Genomic DNA, 515 nt, shown 5'->3' with positions numbered 1-515 from the left:
GGCGTGAAAATGAATTTTTCAGGGACGACTCTCGACCCTGGTGCACGAAATGGTGCACCACTGGCAGGAACATTTCGGCCGGCCCTCCAAGGGCAATCCGCACAACCGGGAGTGGGCCGCCAAGATGCGCAGCGTGGGCCTTGAGCCCACCTCGACCGGGCTGCCCCAGGGCAAGGACACCGGCCACCGCGTGAGCCACTACATCCGGCCCGATGGTCCTTTCCTGCGCGCCTGCCGCGAGCTGCTGCAGCAGGGCTTTGCACTGCCCTGGTTTGACCGCCATGCACCCATGGAGCCCGGCCATAATGCAGTGCGGCAAGAGGCGCTCAAGGAAACCGGCGTGGTATTGAAACTCACCCCTGCGCCATTGGCCATGCTGCGGCAGACGGCGAATGTTGAGGTATCAGGCGTCATCATTCCCCCGCCGCCAAAACGTTACCCGCATAGGGTAAAGTATCAGTGTTCAGGTTGTGGAGCGACAGCGTGGGCCAAAGAAGGGTTAGACATTCGATGTG

1 pseudogene is annotated in these 515 nt (G+C 61.6%); it reads left to right on the top strand.

Annotated features, from left to right (window positions below):
• Positions 1-49 precede the first annotated feature (49 nt).
• Positions 50-515 (top strand): annotated as a pseudogene (locus ACK4TH_RS13300) (hypothetical protein); the annotation flags it as partial.

It is taken from the genome of Tepidimonas sp. (assembly GCF_046292505.1).
GTDB lineage: Bacteria > Pseudomonadota > Gammaproteobacteria > Burkholderiales > Burkholderiaceae_C > Tepidimonas.
Note: the sequence above shows the minus strand (reverse complement) of the source record. Positions and strands in the feature narration are given on the sequence as shown.